The organism is Candidatus Igneacidithiobacillus taiwanensis, assembly GCF_031962545.1.
In the GTDB taxonomy this organism is placed as follows: domain Bacteria; phylum Pseudomonadota; class Gammaproteobacteria; order Acidithiobacillales; family Acidithiobacillaceae; genus Igneacidithiobacillus; species Igneacidithiobacillus taiwanensis.
Genome location: NZ_JAVRKK010000158.1, coordinates 1 through 4,703, shown reverse-complemented (window position 1 = coordinate 4,703; position 4,703 = coordinate 1). Strand labels below are relative to the sequence as shown.

The 4,703-nt window shown below is 57.0% G+C and carries 7 protein-coding genes; 2 read left to right on the top strand and 5 right to left on the bottom strand.

Annotated features, from left to right (window positions below):
• Positions 1-1,004 (bottom strand): form I ribulose bisphosphate carboxylase large subunit (locus RTI30_RS12745; RefSeq protein ID WP_312283942.1); only part of this gene is annotated, 1,004 nt, incomplete at its 3' end.
• 129 nt (positions 1,005-1,133) lie between these two features.
• On the opposite strand from RTI30_RS12745, the gene RTI30_RS12740 reads away from it, so the two are divergent.
• The gene (locus RTI30_RS12740; protein ID WP_312262693.1) at positions 1,134-2,024 is read left to right on the top strand and encodes a LysR substrate-binding domain-containing protein; all 891 of its coding nucleotides are present in this window, start codon (positions 1,134-1,136) and stop codon (positions 2,022-2,024) included.
• A gap of 25 nt (positions 2,025-2,049) precedes the next feature.
• Here the strand turns inward: RTI30_RS12740 and RTI30_RS12735 are convergent, their stop codons facing one another.
• Both RTI30_RS12735 and wrbA read right to left on the bottom strand, forming a co-directional pair.
• Positions 2,050-2,682, bottom strand: coding sequence for a YceI family protein (locus RTI30_RS12735; RefSeq protein ID WP_312262694.1), 633 nt, complete (start codon positions 2,680-2,682; stop codon positions 2,050-2,052).
• A 15-nt stretch (positions 2,683-2,697) separates the two neighbouring features.
• Positions 2,698-3,300, bottom strand: coding sequence for an NAD(P)H:quinone oxidoreductase (wrbA, locus tag RTI30_RS12730; RefSeq protein WP_312262695.1), 603 nt, complete (start codon positions 3,298-3,300; stop codon positions 2,698-2,700).
• A gap of 127 nt (positions 3,301-3,427) precedes the next feature.
• On the opposite strand from wrbA, the gene RTI30_RS12725 reads away from it, so the two are divergent.
• Positions 3,428-3,727, top strand: a complete 300-nt coding sequence (locus RTI30_RS12725; protein WP_312262696.1) for a helix-turn-helix domain-containing protein — start codon at positions 3,428-3,430, stop codon at positions 3,725-3,727.
• Between the two features lie 240 nt (positions 3,728-3,967).
• On the opposite strand, the gene RTI30_RS12720 is transcribed toward RTI30_RS12725, so the two are convergent.
• Together RTI30_RS12720 and RTI30_RS12715 are read right to left on the bottom strand one after the other, a co-directional pair.
• Positions 3,968-4,162 (bottom strand): DUF2892 domain-containing protein, encoded by a 195-nt coding sequence (locus tag RTI30_RS12720; protein WP_312262697.1) that lies wholly within the window; start codon positions 4,160-4,162, stop codon positions 3,968-3,970.
• Between the two features lie 121 nt (positions 4,163-4,283).
• Positions 4,284-4,445, bottom strand: coding sequence for a hypothetical protein (locus tag RTI30_RS12715; RefSeq protein WP_312262698.1), 162 nt, complete (start codon positions 4,443-4,445; stop codon positions 4,284-4,286).
• Positions 4,446-4,703: the final 258 nt, after the last annotated feature.

Genomic DNA, 4,703 nt, shown 5'->3' with positions numbered 1-4,703 from the left:
AGGGTAGAGGCTCGATCGCCTTCCAGCTTACCGACTACCGTACCGGTGTGCAGATGGTCACCACCAGAGAGGCGCAGGGCCTTGGTGAGCACGCGGAAGTGGATACCATGGTGGGGATTACGGTCGATTACTGCATGCATGGCACGATGGATGTGCAGCAGCACGCCGTTCTTGCGACACCAACGGGCAAGACCCGTGTTGGCGCAGAAGCCGCCGGTCAGGAAGTCATGCATGATGATCGGCATGTCGAGCTCCTTGGCGAACTCGGCACGCTCGTACATTTCTTCGGGCGAGGGGGCGGTAACATTCAGGTAATGGCCCTTGCGCTCACCCGTCTGCGCTTCGGCGTTGTGGATCGCGTCGGCCACGAAGAGGAAACGATCGCGCCAGCGCATGAAGGGCTGGGAGTTGACGTTTTCGTCGTCCTTGGTGAAGTCGAGACCGCCACGCAGGGCTTCATACACGGCGCGGCCGTAGTTCTTGGCCGACAGACCCAGCTTGGGTTTGATGGTGCAGCCGAGCATGGGGCGACCATACTTGTCGAGCTTGTCGCGCTCAACCTGGATGCCGTGGGCGGGACCGTTACAGGTCATCACGTAGGCCAGGGGGAAGCGCACGTCTTCCAAACGCAAGGAGCGTACCGCCTTGAAGCCAAAGACGTTACCCACCAAAGAGGTGAAGACGTTGACGACGGAACCTTCTTCGAAGAGATCGATGGGGTATGCAATGAACGCGTAGAACGCGGTATCGTCGCCGGGCACGTCTTCGATCCGGTAGGCGCGACCTTTGTAGTAGTCCATGTCGGTCAACAGATCGGTCCACACCGTAGTCCAGGTACCGGTAGAGGATTCTGCTGCAACCGCCGCAGCCGCCTCTTCCCGATCCACCCCTGGCTGCGGGACGATCTTGAAGCACGCCAACAAATCCGAGTCCAACGGCACGTAGTCAGGAGCCCAGTACGTCTGGCGATACTCCTTCACGCCGGCTTCATATTTACCAGCCATAGATCCCTCCTAAGAGAATGTTCCAATTCAAACCAACCTGCAGATAGCTTTCCGATGGCGAATGTACAGAGGCCATACCATTAGGTAAAGTAAAAGTTATTTAACATTACCGTTTAGGGGAACAAAACCTTGTCCGTTCGTCAGGTCACTTTACATCAATTACGTATCTTCACGGTACTGGCCCGGCATCTTAGCATGAGCAAAGCGGCCACGGAATTGTATCAAACGCCACCAGCATTATCTTTACAAATCAAGCGGTTGTCTGAAAATCTCGGGATTACTCTGTACGAACAGATCGGCAAAAAACTCTTTCTTACCGCCGCTGGGGAGCTGGTTGCCCAGGCTGGACTGGAGGTGCAAGAGCGGCTGGAAAGGCTGATGGAAGAGCTCGCGGCACAGCAAAATCTGGAGCAGGGCCAACTCCGTCTGTGCATCACCTCGACTGCCGAGTATTTCGCGCCCCGACTGCTCGGCGCCTTCTGTGGCCTGCACCCTGGGGTCGAAGCGAATCTCGAGATCGTCAACCGCGGTACTCTACTGCAGCGCCTGCAACACAATGAAGATGATCTCTACATCATGGGACAGGTGCCCGACGACATCGATGGCGTAGCGCATCCCTTTCTCGACAACCCGATTGTCGTGGTGGCCGCTGCCTCCCACCCGCTCGCCGAGCAAAAGGACATTCCGCTGCAACGATTGGCGCTAGAACCTTTCATCCTCCGCGAAGCCGGTTCCGGCACGCGGCTCACTGCGGAAAACTTTCTTGCCGAGCGCGGCATTCAATTGCATGCGCGGATGACCCTGAGCAGCAATGAGGCGGTCAAGCAGCTGGTCGCCGGTGGCCTGGGCCTGGGCATTCTCCCCCGCCACACCCTGGCCGCGGAGGCAGCGGCCGGGGATTTGTGCATTCTCGACGTCGAGGGCTTCCCGATCCTACGCAAGTGGCATGCGGTGCATCGACGCGGCAAACACCTTTCGGCAATCGGCCAGCGTTTCCTCGAGTTTTTGCTGGAGAGCTAGCCCTCGGCGCAAACTGGGCGAATCCTCAGACTTTGTTGCCTTCCACCTCGACCTTGATGGCAATGGCATTGGACAGCCCCTCGGGGAGATAGGCGTCCATACTAAAATCCGAGCGGTGGATGGTGGTCGTCGCCACAAAGCCGGAGAGATAGCCACCCCAGGGTTTGGGCAAATAGGGTACATTGCCGGCACCCAACTCGCGAACCTGAAAGACCACAGGCTTGGTAACGCCATGCAGGGTGAGATTGCCGTACAGATCCCCGCTCTTCTTGCCCGTGGGCACATACTTGCTGCTGACAAAGGTGATGTCGGGATACTTCTTGACGTCAAAGAACTCCTTGCTGCGTAAATGCTGATCGCGCAAGGCAAGATCGGTGTTGATGCTGGCAGCGGGAATGGTGATGTTCACCCGATCCTTGGCGGGATCTTGGGCATTGAAGGTATAGGTGCCGGAGATTTGGTCGAAGCGGCCGGTGAATTCCGTAATTCCAACGTGACCAATGGTAAAGAACACATTGGTGTGCTGGGGATCGATGCGGTAGCTGCCGTCGGGATTGCCGTCGAGGAAGGCGTAGTGCTTGGCTGGCGAGGCAAAGGCGGTTCCTGCCATCAGGACGGCGGCGGCGACCAGGGCGGTAGTGAAGCGTTTTGTGAACATGGAATTTCTCCTTTTTTACCCAAATAGTTTTTTGGCGATTTCCGCCACGTGCCGTCCTTGGAAACGGGCAATGGCAAGCTCGTTGGCCGAAGGCATGCGGCTGCCGTCGCCCTTGGCCAGGGTGCTGGCGCCATAGGGCGTGCCACCGCTGATCTCGTCCATATTGAGGAGCTCGCGGCAACTGTAGGGCACGCCGACAACGATCATCCCTTGATGCAGCAAAAAGGTGTGGAAAGAGGTGATGGTCGTCTCTTGCCCACCATGCTGGGATGCAGTACTCACAAAGACGCCGCCGAGCTTGCCAACGAGAGCACCTTGCTGCCAGAGATTACCCGTGCGGTCGAGAAAATTGCGCATCTGCCCGCTCATGTTGCCAAAGCGCGTGGGCGTGCCGAAAAGGATAGCGTCGTAGTTGGCCAAATCGTCGGGATGGGCCTCGGCTGCCGCCTGTGTCGTTTTGGCGTGCAGGCTGGCAAGGGTCTCCGCCGGTATGGTCTCCGGGATACGCTTGATATCCACCTGGGTACCGGCCACCGAGCGAGCACCCTCCGCTTCCGCCTCTGCCATCGCTTCTACATGTCCCCACAAGCTGTGATACAAGACCAGAACTTTACTCATGGTATACCCTCCTTGCTGGACTCCCCCTGGCGTCTGGGTTTCAATAGAGCACTCGCGATTCTCTTTGTAAAGTAGGTACTACAAAGTAACCAATATGCGCCAATCTCGACAAGAACAGGCTTGCCCCATGGACCAATTGCTGCGGTTGCTGATGGGGCCGTGGACCACCTACATCCTCTGGGTGCTGGAAAACCAGGGCACACTGCGCTTCGGCGCCCTCAAGAAGGCCATCCCCGGTATCTCTTCGCGCATGCTCACGGAACGCCTGCGCGTATTGGAAAATGCGCAGATCATTTTTCGGGACTATCATCCGACTGTTCCGCCCGAGGTCTATTATGGCCTGACCGATCGTGGCCGCGAACTCGGCACCGTGCTCGCCGGCTTGAACACGCTGGCGCAGCGCTGGTTTACGAATCCACCAAAGTAGTAGAGCCCTGAGGATGTCAGACGTATGGCTATAGATGATCCATTTACGTGGCTTGCGGTGGGGCATCACAGTAAAACCGTGGGTGATTCGCCAGGGAGATCCCGGTTATTCCAATGAGTTTGGCGCGGACCAGAGTCAAGCTTTAGGTCTGGAACGGCCAGATGAACAGTGTCCGTCCACGGGCGGGGCGCCTAGCAACTATGCGCCCCCCTTTGTGAGTTGATCAGGCCGCTACCAAGTTCAGTACTTTTTGACCGGACAGGTCTTGATACCGAACAGGGAATACGCCGGGCAAATACCAACGATCCCAGTAATCAGAGGTAGCAGTCCAATCCAACCCCAGCTTGTTTTTGGCCCAACAAAGACCAAAGCAATCAGGATGATTCCCACGACCACCCGTACGCCGCGATCCAAAGCACCTTCATTCATCGTCATGCTACACACCTCCTCTTGGTCGGAAGGCAAAAGCGTCTCCCCACTCCCCAGACACAGTATACGCTGCGCGAGCCAAGCACACATCTCGCGCGCCCGCCTACCAAGGCGTGCAAGACTGTTCCTATTTTCCCACATGCAAGGAGGGACGGTCTTTTTTGGGCAGGTTGTAGTACACCACGGTACCCGCACCGTTCAGGGCGAGCAGTGCCAAGCAGCCAGGTAGAGGAATGAGCAGCGCGATCACCAAGAAAATCCGCAGCAGTCGACGCAGACGATCAAGCATGCGCAGCACCCAAGCAAGACGTCACTGTAGACCTTTCGCTACGGTTACTTTCCATCGTCCGTCCTGCCTGCCTCCGAATTTCAGTGTGTTACGCCATGGCACAGAAAATGCTCGCATCCTCGCATTTACTTTGAGGGTATCGAATGTCAATCGCAAGCAAATGTATGCGTCCACCACCTTTGGCACTGTGGTAGATGTTGGAGGAGGAAGGATAGCGGTGGTTTCTGTCCGAGTCGATGGTGTGGCCGTTCGGCGTTG